This is a genomic window from Bordetella genomosp. 13 (assembly GCF_007679965.1).
Taxonomy (GTDB): Bacteria; Pseudomonadota; Gammaproteobacteria; order Burkholderiales; family Burkholderiaceae_B; genus Bordetella.
This window is the reverse complement of sequence record NZ_VEHL01000001.1, coordinates 1,190,710-1,208,322: the sequence shown is the minus strand read 5'-3', so window position 1 is coordinate 1,208,322 and position 17,613 is coordinate 1,190,710. Positions and strand designations below refer to the sequence as shown.

The window sequence follows — 17,613 nt, the reverse complement described above, 5'->3', positions numbered from 1 at the left end:
CGCACAGGCGGCGCCTTCCGTCGCAGGGCGCGCGCCCTACTCCAGCGCGCCCCGATGCTTCTCGCGCCGCATCCACAGCGCGGCCCCGCCGATCAGCGCGGCGGCCGCCAGCCACGTCGTGCCGCTGTTCAGCGCCGCGGAGGTGTATACGCTGCGCCGCCGGCCGGACTGCTCGGTGGCGGGATGCGCGCCACCGCCCTCGTACAGCGAATCCGAGAGGCCCACCGACGGACCCTTGCCGCGCTGGTTGCGCATCAGCCAGCCCGCCATGCGGTCGGCCAGGCCGGGCATGTTCTGCCCCACCACCGAGATGGCACGCGAGGCGCCGCCCACGTACACGTCCCGCACGGGGTGCTGCGCCGCGTGCAGGATGGCTTCCGCCACCATCTCAGGGGCATAGACGGGCGGGGGCAACTGCGGCTCGACGTCCATGTAGTTGCGGGCATGCTCGGTGAAGCCGGTGGAGATGGACGCGGGCTTGATCAGCGTGACCGATATCGGCGCACGCGCTTCGCGCAGCTCCATGCGCAAGGCATCGGTGAAGCCCTTCACCGCATGCTTGGCCGCGGAATACGCGCCCTGCAGCGGCACCGCGCGGTCCGACACTTCGCTGCCCAGGTTGATCAGCGCGCCGCCACCCGAGCGCTTCATGTGCCGCACGGCCGTCATCGAGCCGTACACCACGCCCCAGTAGTCGGTCTCGAACAGCTTGCGCTGGTCTTCCAGGGGGACGTCTTCCAGCGTGCCGAAGATCGAGACGCCGGCATTGTTGACCCAGGTGTCGACGCGGCCATAGGTGTCGAGCGCGCGCTGCAGGACGCGCTCGTGGTCCTCGGGCACGCCCGTATCGGCCGTCACCACCTTGGCCTGGCCGCCGTCGCGCACGATGTCCTCGGCCAGGCGGGTCAGCGCCTCTTCGCCGCGGCCGCACAGCACCAGCCGGGCGCCTTCGCGCGCCGCCATGCGGGCCGTGGCCGCGCCGATGCCACTGCCGGCCCCGGTGATCACGATGACCTGGGCGCGTAGGGGTTTCAGTCGGAGTTTCATGGATATCGCTCCTGTATCGGGTCGCGGCGCGCGTGTCGCGCCGCGAAGGCCAGGAGGCCGCAAACGCCGTTCCCATGCCGGGGGGCGGCAGCCCCGGCGCCAGGCGCGCCTGCGCCCCCGGATGCCGCCCCTAGCGGAAGAAGCGGTTCGCCGGCCGAGGCAGGCCCAGGTTCTCGCGCAAAGTGCCGCCTTCGTACTCGCGGCGAAAAATGCCACGGCGTTGCAGTTCCGGCACCACCTGCTCCACGAAGGCGTCCAGACCGCCGGGCAGCCAGGGGAACATCACGTTGAAGCCGTCGGAACCCTCGGTGTCCAGCCACTGCTGCATCTGGTCCGCGATGGTGCGGGCCGAGCCCACGAAGGCCAGCCCGGCGTAGCCGCCCAGGCGCTGCGCCAACTGCCGCACGGTCAGGCCCTCGCGGCGCGCCAGCAGCAGCACGCGCTCGCGGCTGCTCTTGCTGGCATTGGTTTCGGGCACGTCGGGCAAGGGACTGTCCGGATCGAAACCCGAAGCATCATGGCCCAGCGCGATCGACAGCGAGGCGATGGCGCTTTCGTAATGGACGAGGCTGTCCAGGTGCGCCCGGATCTCGCGCGCGTGCTCGTCCGTATCGCCCACCACGACCAGCGCGCCCGGCAGGATCTTCAGGTGGTCCCGCGAGCGGCCCAGCCTGTCCATGCGCGATTTGACGTCGGCATAGAACCGCTGGCCGTCCTCCAGCGTGGCCTGCGCCGTGAAAACGACCTCGGCCGTCTCGGCCGCCAGCTGCTTGCCTGGCTCGGAGGCGCCCGCCTGCACGATGACCGGCCAGCCCTGCACCGGCCGGGCGATGTGCAGCGGCCCGCGCACGGACAGGTACCTGCCCTGGTGATCCAGCGTATGCAGACGGTCCGGATCGAAATAGACGCCGCTCTGCGCGTCGCGCACGAAGGCATCGTCGGCCCAGCTGTCCCACAGCCCGGTCACCACGTCGTAGAACTCGCGTGCCCGCGCATAGCGTTCGCCGTGCTCGAGATGCTCCTCGCGCCCGAAGTTGCGGGCCGCGTCCGGATTCGAGGTCGTCACGATGTTCCAGCCCGCGCGCCCGTTGCTCAGGTGGTCCAGCGACGCGAAGCGCCGCGCGATGTGGAACGGCTCGTCGAAAGTGGTGGACGCCGTGGCCACCAGCCCGATGCGTTCGGTGACCTGGCTGAGCGCGGACAGCAGCGTGAAGGGCTCGAAGGAGGTCGCCGTATGGCTGCGCTTCAGCGCTTCGCGCGGCATGTTCAGCAGCGCCAGGTGGTCCGCCATGAAGAAGGCGTCGAAGCGGGCGCGCTCCAGCGTCTGCGCGAAGCGCTTGAGGTGCGCGAAATTGAAGTTGGCGTCGGGATAGGCGCCGGGATAGCGCCACGCGCCGGTGTGGATGCTGACGGGCCGCATGAAGGCGCCCAGCTTGAGTTGACGTCGGTCGGTCATGGGGAATCCGGCCCGCTGCGCGGGTGGGAAGCCCGGCTCCCGTGAATGCGCCACCGCCCTGGACTGCGGTGTGGAGAACGCCGGGGGATCCAGGCATCGCCGTCCAGCATATACCCGCGCGGCACGGGGCCGAACGACACGATGGCTATACCGCTATGCCCGGATGCCACGGCACCGGGGGCGAGCGGCCGGAAACGGTCACCCGCCGTCGCGCCACTGGGACAGCCGGCGCCGGTCGCGCTTGGTCGGCCGGCCGTCGGAGATGGTCTGCGCCGGTTCGGGCGCCAGGCGGCGCTGCTCGGCGGCGCGCTGCCGGCTAGCCTGGCTGTCGGGCGTTTCCTCGTAAAGCAACGCGGCGACCGGCGCTGGTCCGCGCACGGCGCTGAGGCCGCGCACCTCCACTTCCATGTCGTGTTCCTGGCGGCGCACGACGATCCGGTCGCCGGCCCGCACCTCGCGCGCCGGCTTGGCGCCCTGGCCATTGACCAGCACGCGGCCCTTCTCCACCTCCTGGGCGGCCAGGCTGCGGGTCTTGTAGAAACGCGCGGCCCACAGCCATTTGTCCAGGCGGAGCTTGTCGTGGGCGGGCGCGGGGCCTTTGGGGTGGGAAGTCGACATATGCGACATGATAAAAGCATCGGCACGATGGCGCGCCTACCCACGTAGCCACGGCCCGGTGGACAAATTCACAAAACGGGCTATAATCTTTTTCTTTCGCGGAACGACTGCTGAAAGCAGCCAAAATACGTGGAATATGCGCGTGGAATATGCGCGTGGAATATGCGGGAGTAGCTCAGTTGGTAGAGCGCAACCTTGCCAAGGTTGAGGTCGCGAGTTCGAGACTCGTCTCCCGCTCCAGATTCAAGTTCACAACGCACGATGCGCCTTGTGAAACCCAAGCAAGAAAGGAGCCTTACGGCTCCTTTTTTCATTTTCCGGCAGGCGCCATGCAGGGCAACGACTTTTATCGTGCCCTGCCCCTACGGGCCTTGCCGGCGGCGCTACTTCCGCGGCCCGATGTTCCCTACTCCCGCACCACGCTTCTGAACGCTGCCGCCAGCGCATCCAGCGCATCGCGTGACCGACCTGTGCGTGATCGGGTATGCAACAGCACCGGCAAACGCGGCAGCTCAGGAAGCCGAAGCCTACGGCCTACGTCCTCCGCGCCCAGCGGCAGCATGCGAGGTGCCAGCGCGGCCACGCCCAGGCCTGCCATGACCGCGGCAACGACAGCCGCGACACCGCCGCCGACAAATACCTCCCGCCACGGCACGCCCGCCTGATCCAGCGCCTGTTCGGCCGTCGCGCGCACGCCGCACGGCTCGGCCATCGTGGCCAAGGGCAGCGGCTCGCCCGTGGGATGCTGCCAGCCCGGCGCGGCGAACCAACCGAAGGGCTCGTCCGTCACCAGTTCCCCGTCGTTCCTGCCCGTATCCATGCGCACGATGGCAGCATCCAGTTCGCGCCGATCGAAGCGTTGCAGCAGATCCACCGACGTCGCGATACGGATGTCGATGAGCAATTGCGGGGCTTGCGCGCTCATGCGAGCGATCAGCGCGGGCAGTTCCGGTCCTGCCACGTGGTCGCTGATACCGATCGACAGGCGCTGACGCTCCCCGGCGCACGAGGTCAACGCGCGGTCGTGCACTTCCAGCAAGCCTCGCGCATGCTCCAGGAACGCTATGCCATGCGTCGAGAGCTGGACATGCCGCGGGGTGCGCTCCACGAGCCGCACGCCCAGCCGCGTCTCCAGTCGCTTGAGCTTCAGGCTGACCGCGGACTGCGTGGTGCGCATGCTGTCCGCGGCGTGCGTGAAGCTGCCGAATTCGGCGATACGTACGAAAGCCCGCACGGCATCGATGTCGAGAGGGGAGTCATTCATTTCAAACAGTTATCTCTATTATCTCTAAGGATATCTTGTTGAAATGAATGATAGACCATAAGGTTCCAGCCTCACCCACCAGAAAGGAACCGTCATGCCATTCGTCCGTATTTCCCTGCGCGCCGGAAAGTCTCCCGCCTATCGGCAGGCGCTCTGCGACGGCGTTTACCAAGCCATGCGAGAAACGTTCAACGTACCCGAGGACGACCAGTTCATGACCGTCTCCGAACACGATGCCGCCGACTTCCGCTACGGCGCGTCATACCTGGACGTGGCGCGCAGTGACGACCTGGTGTTCATCCAGATCACCGCGAACGCCACGCGCAGCCTGGAACAGAAGAAGGCGTTGTACCAGCGCATCGCGCAACGGCTCGGCGAAAGCCCAGGCGTGCGCGGCGAAGACGTGTTCGTGAACATCGTCGAAGTCGCCCCGGAGAACTGGTCCATGGGCCATGGATTGGCCCAGTATGCATAAAGGCGGGCCGGATTGGCGGGGGCTATCTGCCCAGCGTCCCCGCCGCCCTCTCCATCGAATCCACCAGCAATTGCTGCACGAAGTTCGTGTGCATCAGCGCGCCCATCTCCTCGAAGGTCGAGCCTCCGGTCGCGGCCAGCGCCGAGAAGCCGATCACCGGGGGATGCTCGCCGCGCAGGGCCAGCAGGTACGAGGACGCCCCCAGCTCCTGCTCCACCGGCTTGTCCGAGGTGAGGGTGTCCACGAACATGACGTCCAGTGCGGACACCCGGTCCGCCCCCAGCACGCGGCTGGCGGACAGCATCTTGCGGTGCGCATATCCGTTGCGGGGCCACAGCACGTCCAGCATGTGCTGCGACACCATGTCGGCGCCGCCGCGCAGCAGCTCCGGGCTCATCTCGTACTTCGCCTGGCCTCCGATGCCGAACACCAGCACGTAGTTGGGGCTGTTCACGTTGGCGCCATCCTGGAACATCTGCGAGGAGAAGCCGTCCTCGTCCCAGGCGCCGACCGCGCGCCAGTGCGGCGGCAGCTTGAAATGCAGGTCCTTGCCCGACGGCAGCCGCACCACGTGGTCCACCATGGCGTCCATCAGCGGATCCGACGCCATCGGGTGCAGGAAGACCAGCGAGCGCATCATCTGGCGCATGCGGGGAATCAACTCGCCCGCCGCCGACGGGCTCATGTCGGCACGCACGATGAGCACCTTCAGCCCGCGCCGCCACACGCTGATCACGCTGCGCAGCGGTCCGATGGCGTCGAGGTTCTCGTCCCGCGTCACGTCGGTGGTGACGTTGGCGCTGACAGTGTCGCCCGCGTCATCATCGACGACGTCCTCCTCGTCTTCCCCGTTGCCGAAGCCCTTGGCCATCAGCCGGGCGTAATCCAGCGGCACCGCCGCGCGCGTGGGCACGACGTTGGCCACGTACACGGTGATGCGCAGCCTGTCGGGCCGCTGCGCGTTCTCGCCGATCATCAGGCGCGCGAAGCCGTCGATCATGCCCGAGGCTTCCAGGCCCTTCATCTCCCGACCGTCCGTCTTCCACGACAGATCCTCGGGCGTGTCCATGCGGAAGGCCAGCTCGGGCAATTGCGGCACGTCCACGGTCATCTCGCGCGTGGCCTCGGCGGCCGGGATCTCACCCTGCTGGCGGGGCGCGGCGTGGGAAGCGCCCTGCGCGCACAATAAAAAGCCCGCCACCACGGCGGGCAACAGGCGTGCACGGTATCGCTGGACCAATGTCGTCATGGCGGTGATGCGGCGGAGGGCGTCGAGGCCCGTATCTTAGCCAGCCCCTCGCGCGCCACACCCTGCCGAACGTAACGGACCGAAACCAAAGGCGCGGGATGCGTGCTAGCGGCCCGCCACCGTGTGGCGCTGGAACGAGGCCAGGCTGACCTGCATGGCGCTGCGCACCGCGGCCAGCACGCGGCTGTCGTCGGACTTGCGCGACACCATCGACAGCGTCAGCACCGGGGCGCCGCGCCCCAGCCGGACGATGCGCACCGGATAGCCCAACAGCGATACGGGATCGGGCTCCTGCAGCACCGAGATGCCCAGGCCGGCGCTGACCAGGGCGCGAATGGCGGGCGCGCTGTCGAACTCCAGCGTGCCGCGAATCTCGGGCACGTTGGCCGCCACGTACTGCGCGGCCATCGCGCCCGACACCGTCTTGCGGTCGTAGCGGATCCAGTCGTACTGGCGGAACAGGGTGGACGCGCTGGCGTCCTTGGTGCCGGGCGGCGCGATCAGCACCAGTTCGCGCTCGAGCATGGGCATCCAGGCCAACCGCGCCGATCCGCCGGTGACTGGCTGGGCCACCAGCGCGCAGTCGATCTCGGCCGCCTTCACGTCGGCGATCAGGGTGCTGCTGCGGCCGCGCACCAATTGCAGTTCCAGCCGCGGATGATGCGCGCGCAGGTAATGCATGATGCCAGGCAGGACCACCGGCTGCAGCGATTCGATGACGCCCAGCCGCACCACACCTTCCACCACGACCTTGTTGCCGGCGCGCAGCGCCTCCAGGCTGTGCAGCGCCTGCCGCATGTTGTCGGCGATCTCGTGCGCCAGGCGGTTGGGCTTGGCCTGCAGGCCGGACCGGTCGAACAGCGGCTTGCCCACGTACAGCTCCAGCTGCTTCATCTGCATGCTGACCGCGCTGGGCGTGACGTTGATCTGCTTGGCGGCGCCGGCGAAGGTGCCGGTCTGCAAAACGGCCTCGAGCGTGCGGAAGGTTTCGATCTTCATCAAAAACCCTTATGAAGTAGCTAAAGGAAGTTCGCTATTCTAATGAAGCCCGCTCTGACTAGACTAGACCCCCAAGAGCGAACGACAACAGCGAGACATTCTTCAAACGCCCGCGGCCGCCGTGCCCGCGCGCGGCAGCGGCCCAGGCGAAGGCCATGCAGATCGCGAGAGTCCCCGTCGCGACCAACGAATACAACGTCAAAGGAGACACCATGCACAGACGATCTTTCATGGGCGCCATGGGCGCCGGCATGCTGGCCGCATCCGGCCTGGCCCGCGCGCAGGGCGTGCCCACGCGCATCATCGTGGGCGCCACGCCCGGCGGCGGCACCGACCTGGTGGCCCGCCTGCTGGCCGCGGAACTGGCCCGCGCGATGGGCGGCACCTTCGTGGTGGACAACCGCCCCGGCGCGGGCGGCAATATCGCGGCGCAGACCGTGGCGCATGCCGAGCCCGACGGCCGCACGCTGCTGGTCTGTTATACGAGCCACGCCATCAACGCCACGCTGTATCCCAACCTGGCCTTCGATCCGGTCAAGGACTTCTCGCCGGTGTCGTCGGTGGCCACGGCGCCGTCGATCCTGCTGGCGCACCCGTCCGTCCAGGCCAACACGCTGCCGGAACTGATCGCGCTGGCGAAGAAGGAGCCGGGCAAGCTGAACATGGCGCTGCCGGGCATCGGCTCGGCCGGCCACCTGGGCGGCGAGATCCTGAAGATGCAGGCCGGCATCGACATGGTGATGGTGCCGTACAAGGGCACGGCGCCCGCCATGACCGACCTGCTGGGCGGTCAGGTACAGCTGATGTTCGCCGGCGCGGCGCTGGCCAAGGGCCAGTTGCAGGGCAAGGTGCTCAAGCCGCTGGGCATCAGCAGCGCCAAGCGCATGGAGAACTATCCCGACATCCCGCCCATCGCCGACACGCTGCCGGGCTACGACTTCAGCGCCTGGTACGGCCTGCTGGGCCCCAAGGGCATGGATCCGAAGCTGGTGGCGCAGCTGTCGCAGGCCACGGTGAAGGTGCTGTCGGACGCGGGCAACAAGAAGCGCCTGCTGGACGAGGGCCTGATCGCCACCGGCAGCACGCCCGAGGCGTTCAGCGCGTTCGTGCAGGAAGAAGTGGATCGCTGGGGCAAGGTGGTGAAGGCCTCGGGTGCGAAGGCCGGCTGATCGCCGCCTTCAGGCGCCGTCCTTGCCCAGCGGCGGCGCCACCTCTTCCAGCGGCTTGCGCTCGGCGGGCACCGCGTAGCGCAGCGCCAGCAGGCCTGCCACGATGACCAGCACCGCGGCCAGCCCATAGCCGGCCGCCACGGCCTGCCGGCTGCCGCTGCCGATCAACGAGCCGAACAGCCAGGGCGCCACGAAGCCGCCCACGCCGGTGCCGATGGCATAGAACACGGCAATGGCCGCGGCCCGCAGCTCCAGCGGGAACACCTCGCTGACGGTCAGATAAGCCGAGCTGGCCGCCGCAGAGGCCAGAAAGAACACGCCGGACCAGCACAGGGCCTGGCCGCGCGCATCCAGCCATCCATTCATGAACGCCCAGCCCGTCAGCAACAGCCCCACGCCGGATAGCGTGTAGGTGGCGGCGATCATGGGCCGTCGCCCCCAACGGTCGAACAACGGCCCCAGCAGCAGCGGGCCCAGCACATTGCCCAGCGCGAAGGGAAAGATGTAAAGCCCCGCCCGCGCGGCCGGCACCTCGTAGAAGCGCGTCAGCACCAGCGAATACGTGAAGAAGATGGCGTTGTACAGGAAGGCCTGCGACACCATCAGCGCCAGCACCATGGCGCTGCGCTGCCGGTACTGGCGCAGCAGCACGTCGGCCAGCCGCCGCAGCGTGGGCATGCCCTGCCGCACGTAGGCCAGGCTGCCCGCGGGCGGCGGCAAGGGGCCGCATCGAGCCGCCACTTCCCGTTCTATGGCCGCCACGATGCGCTCGGCCTCTTCGGTGCGGCCGTGCATCATCAGCCAGCGCGGGCTTTCCGGCACGTGGCGGCGCACCAGCAGAATGGCCACCGCCAGCACCGCGCCCAGCAGGAAGCCGGCGCGCCAGCCCAGCTCGGGCCCCAGCACCGCGGGATCGAGCAGCACCAGGCTCAGGCCCGCCCCCAGCGCGGCGCCCAGCCAGAAGCTGCTGTTGATGGCCAGGCTGACCCGGCCGCGCACCCGCGCGGGGATCAGCTCGTCGATGGCGGAATTGATGGCGGCATACTCGCCGCCGATGCCCAGGCCCGTGACGAAGCGGCACGCGGCGAAGGCGCCGAAACCCGGCGCGAAGGCCGTGGCCAGCGTGCCCAGCATGTAGACGACCAGCGTGGCCAGGAACAGGCGCTTGCGTCCCAGCCGGTCGGTCATGCGGCCGAAGACCAGCGCGCCGACCACCGCGCCGGCCACGTACAGCGAGCCCGAGGCGCCGATCTGCGTGGCGCTCAGGCCCAGTGTGTCGGGGCGCTCCAGCACGCCGCCGATGGCGCCCACCAGCGTGACCTCCAGCCCATCCAGCACCCAGGCCACGCCCAGGGCCAGCACGACGCGCCAATGCCAGGGCGACCAGGGCAGGCGATCCAGCCGGGCCGGGATGTCGGTGCGTTCGGCAGACATCCCCGGCCCCCTCGCGGCTTACTGCGCCAGCTTGGCGTCGTTGCAACCCGTGCTCTTGCACTCGCGCTCGCGCTCTTTCAGCACGCTCACGCGCTCCTGCGTCATGTCCATGGCGCAGGTCAGGTTGACGTAGTAGCCGTTGGGCTTTTCCAGGCTGCAGGCCTCGTCGCGCTCCTTGATCCAGGCCAGCTGCGCCTTCCTCAGCGTGGCCTGCTGGCCTTCGTTCAGCGTCTTGCGCAGCGTGGTGTATTGCGTGTTCAGGTCACGGTCGGCCTGCGAATACTCGGTGCTCTTGCAATAGACCTGGTCGAAGGCGTTGCGCGGCTTGCCGCAGCCGGCCGCCCACGCGCCCGCGGTGGGCAGCGCACCCAACAACAACCCGGCAACGATCAGTTTCTTGTTCACGTTCTTGCTCCATCGGATCGCCACGTTCGTGGCAGCTTGGTTGAAACCGGAAAGTTCACTTGCCCTGCATGCACGCGCGTATGCCGCGCGCGATGGCGTCGGCCTGGCGGCGCACGACGGCCGGCTCGCCCAGCCGATGCTCTTCGTCCGGGTTGGCGATGACGCCCACCTCGACCAGCACCGCGGGCATGGCCGCGGTCTTCAGGACGACGAGATCGTCGAAGCGATGGATGCCCAGCCGCGCGTCGATCAGCGGGCGATTTTCGCCGGGAATGGGGGTCTGATGGTAGAGGGAGGGTACCTCCCCGATGGTAAGCAGTTGTGTACCGATGGCACGCGCGCAGGCCAGGCTTTTCGCGTAGTCCGGATTCTTCTCGGACACGAACAGGGAGTATCCGCGGAACTCGCGGCGCCGTCCCGCATCGATCCATTCCTGCTGGATGGAGTCGTGATGAATGGATACGAAGAAGTCGGCGTCCGGGTGGGCGGCGGTGCGCTCCTTCAGCGCGATGTCCTTGCCGTCGGCCGCCATGCGTGCCACGCGCTGCCCGTCGGCGGCCAGGGCGGCCGCCAGCGCGTCGCTGACCTGCAGGTTGTAGTCGTACTCGACCTTGCCGCCAGGACTGACCGCGCCGGGATGCGCGCGCATGTGGCCGGTATCGACCACCACGTAGGCCGCCCGGGCCGCGTGCGGGCAGACGCCCGCCATGATCAGACCCGCCAGCAAGGCGGCATGCGCACCCGACATCTTCATCCACGTCTCCGGACCGGGCGGCACGGCGTGCCGCCATGAGGGCGAGCGCCGGGACCGGCGTGGCCCGATACGGCATCGGGCAAGGCGCCCGGCGCAAGCCTCCGGATGGTACTGCACGCCGCCGACGGCTGCCCGACGGCTGCCCACGCGGCGCGGCACGCTAGGCGGGTGCCGAGAACACCATGCAGACCGGACTGCCCGTGGGCGTGGCCAGGCCAGTGGGCGCCAGGCTGCCGTCGTCCGGATCCACGCGGAACACGGCAATGCCGTCGCTGTCCTCGTTCAGCGCGTAGAGGTGCGCGCCGTCCGGCGCCAGCACGATGTGGCGCGGCGTGCGCCCGCCCGTGGCCCAGGCACCCTGCCAGCGCAGCAGGCCCGTGTCCGCGTCGACGCGGAACACGGCGATGCTGTCGTGGCCGCGGTTCGAGGCATAGACATACCGCCCCCGACCATCCACCTGGATCGCGGCCGCGCGGCTGTTGCCGGTGTAGTCCTCGGGCAGCGACGGCAGCACCTGCAGGGGATGCAATGCGCCCGTCCGCGGATCCAGGCGGTACGTGACCACCGAGGAATCCAGCTCGTTGATGCAATACGCATACGGCGCGGCCGGATGGAAGGCGATGTGCCGCGGCCCGGCGTTCTCGCGCGCGGCTACGCGCGGCGGCTCGGCGGGCACGAGCCTGCCTTCATGGAAGCGGAACGAGAACACGCAGTCCAGGCCCTTGTCGGGCACCACCACGAAGCCGCCATCGGGCGTGAACGGATTGAAGTGCGGCTTGGCATGCGGCTGTTCGACCCGATGGGGGCCGGGCTGCCCCTGCAGCGGCAGCAACTGGCACAGCGGCCGCAGCGTTCCGTCTTCCGCGATGGGCAGCACCGCCAGGCTGGCGCCGATGTGGTTGGACACCACCACGTGCCCGCCATCCGGCGCGATGGCCAGGTGCACCGGGTTCCTGCCGCCCGTATCCTGGGTGTTCAGGTGCGCCAGCCGGCCCGTGGCCCGGTCCACGGCGAATGCGCTGATCTGCGTGGTATCGCCGTGCACGCTGTACAGGCGGTCGCCGCGCGCGTTCAGCGCCAGGAACGATGGGTTGACCAGGCCGTCCAGCACCTGCACGGGCGCGAGCCGTCCGGTGGCCGGATCGACGCGGAACACGCTGATGCCCTCCCCGCGCGCACTGCGCTCGCGTGTGGTGCGGCTGCCGACGTATGCATACCTGTCGCGGTGTCCTTGCATGGCGTCGCTCATTCCGCCGTGATGTTGGCTTGCTTCACGATGGTCTCGTACTGCGCGCTCTCGGTCTTGATGAACGCCGCGAAGTCCGCCGCAGACATGGCCGCCGGCTCGCCGCCCTGCTCGCGCAGGCGCTGCGCCAGCGTCGGGTCCTGCAGCGCCTGGCGCACGGCCTCGTTGATGCGGTCGATGACGGGCGCGGGCGTGCGCGCCGGGGCGAACAGGCCGAACCAGTTCTCCAGCCCGTATTTCTGCAGGCCGGCGGTCTCGGCGATGGCGGGAATGTCCTTGGCGAAGCTGGCGCGCTGGGCCGACGTGACGGCCAGCGCGTCGACGCGCTTGCTCTGGATGAAGGGAATCGCGCCCGCGTAGCTGACGAAGGTCATGTCCACATTGCCGCTGGCCACGTCGGCCAGCTGCGCCGAGGCGCCCTTGTAGGGCACGTGGGTCATCTTGATGCCGGCCAGGGACTGCAGCAGCTCGCCGTTGAGGTGCTGCGGATTGCCCACGCCGCTGGTGGCGTAGGTCAGCGCGCCCGGCTTGGCCTTGGCGCGCGCCACCAGTTCGGCCACGCTGGCCACCTTCAGCGAGGGTCCCACCACCAGCACATTGGGCACGCGCGTCACCAGCGTGACAGGCGCCAGGTCCTTCTGCGGCGAATACAGCATGCGGTTGCCGTAGACGTACGGATTGATGGCGGTCTCGCCGGCCGAACCCAGCAGCAGCGTATAGCCGTCGGGCGAGGCCTTGGCCACGTACTGCGCGCCCAGCATGCCGCTGGCCCCGGGCTTGTTCTCCACGACCACGCCCTGCTTCAGGGTGTCGCGCAGCTTCTCGGCCAGCAGGCGGGCCATGGCGTCGACCCCGCCGCCCGCCGAAAACGGCACCACCAGCGTGACGGGCCGCGCAGGGTACTGCTGGGCCGACGCCGTGGCGGGGCCAGCCAGGGCGGCGGCTAGAACGGCGGCCAGCGCCGATGACGAAAAAGCATTGCGGATAAGAGGCATGACGAGGTCTCCGATGGAATTCTGCTTGTGCCGGGCAATCCGTGCGCCCGGCTATGATTGCATTTTATAGCATGCAAATGCAATAATGCAGCCCATGGAAAACACTGATCCGCCGCCCTGCGCCGACCTGGCCGTCGGTCCGCGCACGTACCGCATCGTCGACCTGCCGGGCCGCCACGGGCCCGACTACGCGCGCCTGCCGGCCGTGCTGCGGCTGCTGCTGGAGAACGCCCTGCGCAACATGCGCGGGCAGGAACGCGACGATGCCGTGCGGGCGCTGTTCGACTGGCTGGACACCGGCACCAGCGAGGCCGAGATGGCCTTCCAGCCCGGCCGCGTGCTGATGCACGACACCACCAGCACGCCCGCGCTGGTCGACATCGCGGCCATGCGCGACGCCCTGGCCGAGGCCGGCGTGGATCCGTCCGTGCTCAATCCGGGCCTGCCGGTGGACGTGTCGGTGGACCATTCTCTGGCGGTCGAGGCCTATGCGCGCCCCGACGCCGCGGACCAGAACATGCGGCACGAGATCCGCCGCAACCAGGAGCGCTACCGCTTCCTGCGCTGGGCCTCGCAGGCGCTGCAAGGCGTGCGCATCAACCCGCCCGGCACGGGCATCATGCACACCATCAACCTCGAGCAGCTGGCCACCGTGGTGCGCGTGGACACGCGCGACGGCCAGGACTGGGCCGTACCCGACATGATGATCGGCACCGACAGCCATACGCCGATGGTCAACGGCATCGGCGTGCTGGGCTGGGGCGTGGGCGGCCTGGAGGCGCAGACGGTGATGTTCGGCATGCCCACCATGCTGCGCATCCCCGACGTGATCGGCGTGCGGCTGACGGGCGCGCTGCGGCCCGGCGTGCTGGCCACCGACCTGGCGCTGACCGTGACGCAGCGCCTGCGCGAGATCGGCGTGTCCGGCGAATTCGTCGAATTCTTCGGCCCCGGCGTGGCCACGCTGGGCGCCGGCGAACGCGCCGTGGTGGCCAACATGGCGCCGGAATACGGCGCCACCACGGGCTACTTCCCCGTCGACGAGAACACGCTGGCGTACCTGCGCCAGACCGGCAGGGACGCGGCCGCCATCGAGCTGGTCCGTGCCTACCTGCAGCGCACCGGCCTGTGGTTCGATCCGCAGGCCGAGCCGCGCTACACGCGCACGATCCACGTCGCCCTGGACGCCATCGGCATGCACGCCGCCGGTCCGCGCCGTCCTCAGGACCTGATGGATTACCGCGCGGTACCCGCCGCGTTGCGCGCCCAGCACTTCCAACCCGTGGCCCCGTCGGCCGACCTGCCACGCCACCCGGTGGCCGTGGCCGCCATCACCAGCTGCACCAACACCACCGACCCCGGCCTGCTGGTCGCGGCCGCGCTGGTGGCGCGCAAGGCGCGCGCACGCGGGCTGGCGGTGCCGCATTGGGTCAAGACCTCGCTGGGTCCCGGGTCGCCCGCCGCCGCCAGCTACCTTGGCCGGGCGGGCCTGCTCGATGACCTGTCCGCCGTGGGCTTCGACATCGTGGGCTACGGCTGCACGACCTGTATCGGCAACTCCGGACCGCTGCCCGAGGCAATCGCCCAGGCGGCCGGCGCGGGCCGCATCCAGCCGGTGGCCATGCTGTCGGGCAACCGCAATTTTCCCGGCCGCATCCATCCCGACCTGGAACTGGGCTTCCTGATGTCGCCGCCGCTGGTGGTCGCCTACGCCCTGGCCGGCGACGCCGAGCGCGACCTGGGCGCGGACCCTGTCGGCCATGACGCGCACGGGCGGCCCGTGCATCTGGCCGATCTGTGGCCGACCCGCGAGGAAGTCGACGCCTGCCTGCGGCAGGGCCTGGACGCCGCCGACTTCCGCCGCGATTTCCAGATCGCGCTGCGCAATCCCCTGTGGCAGGCGCTGGACGCGCCGGATTCGGCGCGCTTTCCGTGGGACCCGGCCTCGACCACGCTGCGCCGGCCGCCCTTCGCGTCCACCGAATGGGGCAGCCAGCTGGGTCGCTACGCCGCGCATCCGCTGCTGGTGGTGGGCGACGACATCACCACCGACCACATCTCGCCGGCCAGCGCCATTCCGCCGGACAGCCTGGTGGCGGATTTCCTGGTGGCGCGCGGCGACGACCGCGACGACCTGAACGTGTTCGCCTCGCGCCGCGGCAACTGGGAGGTCATGATGCGCGCGGCCTTCCACAGCAAGACCCTGGCCAACCTGCTGCGCCCGGGCATGCCGGTGGCGCACACGCTGCATGCGTCCAGCGGCGAGGTGCTGCCCATCTGGGACGCCGCGCAGCGCTACCGCGACGCGGGCGAGGCGGTGGTGCTGGTGGCGGGCGAACGCTACGGCACGGGCTCGTCGCGCGACTGGGCGGCCAAGGGGCAGCGCCTGCTGGGCATACGCTGCGTGCTGGCGCTGAGCTTCGAGCGCATCCATCGCTCGAACCTCATCGGCATGGGCATCCTGCCGCTGCGGCTGCCGGCCGGCATGGGCCCCGAGGCGCTGCGGCTGCGGGCCGGCGACCGCATCGAGATCGACGCGCCCGCGGACACCCTGCGCCCGCGCGTCGACATCCCCGTACGGCTGCTGCGCGGCGACGGGCGCGTCGAGTCCTTCCTGGCGCGCGCGGCCGTCGAGACGCAGCTGGAGACCGAACTGTTGCGCCACGGCGGCGTCATCCCCGCCATCCTGCGCCAGACCCTGGCCGCGCACGGCGCGGACCCGAAGCGCGCCTGATTCTGGGCTACATTGCCGTGCATGAAACCGCAGAACTCCATCGCCGCCCAGATCGTCGAGGTGATCCAGGCCGACGGCCTGGCGGTCGGCGCGCACCTGCCCGCGCAGATGCTGGCCGACCGGCTGCGCGTGTCGCGTTCCCCCGTCAACGAGGCCCTGCAGCAGCTGCACGAGAAAGGCGTGCTGGAACGCGTACGCAATCGCGGCTATTTCGTGGCGCGCACCGTCGACGTGCCCGCCCCACAGGCGGCCGCGGCGCTGGGCCTGGACGAGCAGGACACGGCCACCAGCGTGTATTTCCGCATCGCCGACGACCTGCTGCGCGGCGAACTGCCCACCACCTTCACCGAATCGCTGATGCGCGGCCGCTACGACCTGACGCAGGCGCAGCTCAATGCCGTGCTGGGCCGCATCGCCAACGAGGGCTGGGCCGAGCGCAAGCAGGGCTACGGCTGGTCGTTTTCCAGCATGATGACCACGCCCGACACGCTGCTGCAGTCGTACCGGCTGCGCCTGGCACTGGAGCCGGCCGCCCTGCTCGAACCCACCTACCGCCTGGATCCGGCCACGCTGGCGCGCTGCCGCCAGGCCGAGCTGCACCTGCTGGACGGCGGCATCCAGACCGATACCGCGGACCAGCTGCATGACCGCGGCGTGCGCTTCCACGAGTCCATCGTCGAGGCCTCGGGCAACCCCTTTTTCATCGATACCGTGCGGCGCGTCAACCGCGTGCGCCGCCTGCTGTCGTACCGCTCGATGAAGGACCGCAAGCGCTACCGGCAGCATTGCGAGCAGCACCTGCACGTGCTGGAACTGCTGGAGCAGCAACGCAACGAGGAGGCCTCGCGTGCCCTGCGCGAGCACCTGCAGAGCACGCTGGACAATCTGGGCAACATCAAGGACATCCTGGGATCGGATGCGCCGGCCAGGCGGCCGCGCAAGTAATCCGGTGCCATTCCCCTCGACTGGAGCATCACCCGCATGGACGCCGCCATCAAGCAAGCCTTCACCCCCACCGGCGCGCTGCGCGCCTCGATCAACCTGGGTAACGCCGTCCTGGCCGGCCGCGATGCGCAGGGCCAGCCCAGCGGCGTGTCGGTCGACCTGGCGCGCGCCTTCGCCGAGCTGATCGGCGCTCCGCTGGAACTGGTCGTGTTCGACACGGCTGGCAAGTCGGTCGAGGCCGTCACCAACGAACAGGCCGACATCGGCTTCTTCGCCGTCGATCCGCTGCGCGGCGCGGGCATCGCGTTCACCGCCCCCTACGTGCTGATCGAGGGCGCCTACATGGTGCGGCAGGACTCGCCGCTGCAAGGCAACGACGAGGTCGACCGCCCCGGCATCCGCGTCACCGTGGGCAAGGGCAGCGCCTACGACCTGTACCTGACGCGCGAGCTGAAGCAGGCCGAGATCGTGCGCACGGCCTCGTCGCAGGCGGTGGTCGACACGTGGCGCGAGCAGGGGCTGGAAGTGGCCGCCGGCGTCAAGCAGCAGCTGGAAGCCGACGCGAAGCGCGTGGGCGGCGTGCGCCTGCTGCCGGGCCGCTTCATGGTGATCCAGCAGGCCATGGGCTGCCCCAGGTCGCGTCCCGCGGCGGCCGCGCAGTTCCTGGCGCAGTTCGTCGAGGCCCGCAAGGCCGACGGTTTCGTGGCGCAGGCCCTGCAGCGCCACGGCATCCAGGGCGCCTCGGTGGCGCCGGCCGCCTGACGGCACCGCTGCGCTTTACGCTACCATCGCGCCTCGCGCACCCGCGCGGGGCCACGAGCTC

The 17,613-nt window shown here is 69.5% G+C and carries 16 protein-coding genes and 1 tRNA gene; 6 read left to right on the top strand and 11 right to left on the bottom strand.

The window, feature by feature from the left end:
* Nucleotides 1-36: 36 nt before the first annotated feature.
* From FS845_RS05510 to FS845_RS05500, 3 genes are all read right to left on the bottom strand, one after another.
* Entirely contained in the window at nucleotides 37-1,047 is a 1,011-nt protein-coding gene (locus FS845_RS05510; RefSeq protein ID WP_144631080.1) for an SDR family oxidoreductase, read from the bottom strand.
* Nucleotides 1,048-1,177: 130 nt separating this feature from the next.
* Complete coding sequence (locus FS845_RS05505) at nucleotides 1,178-2,503, bottom strand: LLM class flavin-dependent oxidoreductase (RefSeq protein WP_144631079.1); 1,326 nt, start codon at nucleotides 2,501-2,503, stop codon at nucleotides 1,178-1,180.
* A 198-nt stretch (nucleotides 2,504-2,701) separates the two neighbouring features.
* Entirely contained in the window at nucleotides 2,702-3,121 is a 420-nt protein-coding gene (locus FS845_RS05500) for an RNA-binding S4 domain-containing protein (protein WP_144631078.1), read from the bottom strand.
* Between the two features lie 164 nt (nucleotides 3,122-3,285).
* Here FS845_RS05500 and FS845_RS05495 point away from each other — a divergent pair.
* Nucleotides 3,286-3,361, top strand: a tRNA-Gly gene (locus tag FS845_RS05495).
* Between the two features lie 166 nt (nucleotides 3,362-3,527).
* Here the strand turns inward: FS845_RS05495 and FS845_RS05490 are convergent.
* Nucleotides 3,528-4,385, bottom strand: a complete 858-nt coding sequence (locus tag FS845_RS05490; RefSeq protein ID WP_144631077.1) for a LysR substrate-binding domain-containing protein — start codon at nucleotides 4,383-4,385, stop codon at nucleotides 3,528-3,530.
* A 94-nt stretch (nucleotides 4,386-4,479) separates the two neighbouring features.
* Between FS845_RS05490 and FS845_RS05485 the strand changes: the two genes are divergently transcribed.
* On the top strand, nucleotides 4,480-4,860 hold the full coding sequence (locus FS845_RS05485) for a tautomerase family protein (RefSeq protein WP_144631076.1): 381 nt from the start codon (nucleotides 4,480-4,482) through the stop codon (nucleotides 4,858-4,860).
* 22 nt (nucleotides 4,861-4,882) lie between these two features.
* Here FS845_RS05485 and FS845_RS05480 read toward each other — a convergent pair whose 3' ends face one another.
* Nucleotides 4,883-6,109 carry a hypothetical protein gene (locus FS845_RS05480; RefSeq protein ID WP_144631075.1) on the bottom strand — a complete coding sequence of 409 codons (1,227 nt, stop codon included), beginning with the start codon at nucleotides 6,107-6,109 and terminating at the stop codon, nucleotides 4,883-4,885.
* A 105-nt stretch (nucleotides 6,110-6,214) separates the two neighbouring features.
* On the bottom strand, nucleotides 6,215-7,108 hold the full coding sequence (locus FS845_RS05475) for a LysR family transcriptional regulator (protein ID WP_144631074.1): 894 nt from the start codon (nucleotides 7,106-7,108) through the stop codon (nucleotides 6,215-6,217).
* Between the two features lie 212 nt (nucleotides 7,109-7,320).
* Between FS845_RS05475 and FS845_RS05470 the strand changes: the two genes are divergently transcribed.
* Nucleotides 7,321-8,277: a Bug family tripartite tricarboxylate transporter substrate binding protein gene (locus FS845_RS05470; protein WP_260986160.1), complete on the top strand. Its 957-nt coding sequence runs from the start codon at nucleotides 7,321-7,323 to the stop codon at nucleotides 8,275-8,277.
* 9 nt (nucleotides 8,278-8,286) lie between these two features.
* Here the strand turns inward: FS845_RS05470 and FS845_RS05465 are convergent, their stop codons facing one another.
* From FS845_RS05465 to FS845_RS05445, 5 genes are all read right to left on the bottom strand, one after another.
* The gene (locus tag FS845_RS05465; protein ID WP_144631072.1) at nucleotides 8,287-9,711 is read right to left on the bottom strand and encodes an MFS transporter; all 1,425 of its coding nucleotides are present in this window, start codon (nucleotides 9,709-9,711) and stop codon (nucleotides 8,287-8,289) included.
* A gap of 18 nt (nucleotides 9,712-9,729) precedes the next feature.
* Entirely contained in the window at nucleotides 9,730-10,116 is a 387-nt protein-coding gene (locus FS845_RS05460; protein ID WP_144631071.1) for a lysozyme inhibitor LprI family protein, read from the bottom strand.
* A 55-nt stretch (nucleotides 10,117-10,171) separates the two neighbouring features.
* Nucleotides 10,172-10,864: an N-acetylmuramoyl-L-alanine amidase gene (locus tag FS845_RS05455; RefSeq protein WP_409929261.1), complete on the bottom strand. Its 693-nt coding sequence runs from the start codon at nucleotides 10,862-10,864 to the stop codon at nucleotides 10,172-10,174.
* A gap of 166 nt (nucleotides 10,865-11,030) precedes the next feature.
* On the bottom strand, nucleotides 11,031-12,107 hold the full coding sequence (locus tag FS845_RS05450) for a lactonase family protein (protein WP_313960315.1): 1,077 nt from the start codon (nucleotides 12,105-12,107) through the stop codon (nucleotides 11,031-11,033).
* Nucleotides 12,108-12,115: 8 nt separating this feature from the next.
* Nucleotides 12,116-13,111: a Bug family tripartite tricarboxylate transporter substrate binding protein gene (locus FS845_RS05445; protein ID WP_144631068.1), complete on the bottom strand. Its 996-nt coding sequence runs from the start codon at nucleotides 13,109-13,111 to the stop codon at nucleotides 12,116-12,118.
* A 94-nt stretch (nucleotides 13,112-13,205) separates the two neighbouring features.
* Here FS845_RS05445 and acnA point away from each other — a divergent pair, with 94 nt between their 5' ends.
* From acnA to FS845_RS05430, 3 genes are read left to right on the top strand one after another with little or no spacing between them, the layout of a single operon-like run.
* A complete protein-coding gene (gene acnA, locus FS845_RS05440) occupies nucleotides 13,206-15,845 on the top strand; it encodes an aconitate hydratase AcnA (RefSeq protein WP_144631067.1) in 2,640 nt (879 codons plus the stop codon).
* A gap of 21 nt (nucleotides 15,846-15,866) precedes the next feature.
* The gene (locus tag FS845_RS05435) at nucleotides 15,867-16,790 is read left to right on the top strand and encodes a GntR family transcriptional regulator (RefSeq protein ID WP_144631066.1); all 924 of its coding nucleotides are present in this window, start codon (nucleotides 15,867-15,869) and stop codon (nucleotides 16,788-16,790) included.
* 36 nt (nucleotides 16,791-16,826) lie between these two features.
* Nucleotides 16,827-17,552 carry an ABC transporter substrate-binding protein gene (locus FS845_RS05430; protein ID WP_144631065.1) on the top strand — a complete coding sequence of 242 codons (726 nt, stop codon included), beginning with the start codon at nucleotides 16,827-16,829 and terminating at the stop codon, nucleotides 17,550-17,552.
* The last annotated feature ends 61 nt before the right edge of the window (nucleotides 17,553-17,613 follow it).